Below are 323 nucleotides of genomic sequence, written 5' to 3'. Positions count from 1 at the left end.
GACATGGACGCCCCCGCGGCGCCCTTCGCCGACGTGCTGCAGGGCGAGTGGTACGCCCCCTACGTCAACTGGGCCAACGAGGCCGGCGTCATGACCGGCTACGAGGGCGCCGGCGCCTTCGGCGTGGGCGACCCGCTCACCCGCGAGCAGTTCGCCTCGATGGTCGCGCGCGCCGCGGGCGCCGACCTCGACGCGGCCGACGCGTCCGCCCTCGAGGGCTTCGGCGACGCCGACGGCGTCTCCGGGTGGGCCGAGACCGCCATGGCGTGGGCGGTCGAGAACGGCGTCATCAGCGGCGTCGAGCTCGACGACGGCTCCCGCGC

Annotated in this window: 1 protein-coding gene; it reads left to right on the top strand. The window is 76.2% G+C overall.

Annotated elements, in window-relative coordinates; translation table 11 throughout:
* Nucleotides 1-323: S-layer homology domain-containing protein (locus tag H6A16_RS11085; protein ID WP_204619029.1), on the top strand; the 323-nt coding region annotated here is incomplete at both ends.

Origin of the sequence: Collinsella tanakaei (genome assembly GCF_016900375.1) — a bacterium.
Lineage (GTDB): Bacteria > Actinomycetota > Coriobacteriia > Coriobacteriales > Coriobacteriaceae > Collinsella.
Note: the sequence above shows the minus strand (reverse complement) of the source record. Positions and strands in the feature narration are given on the sequence as shown.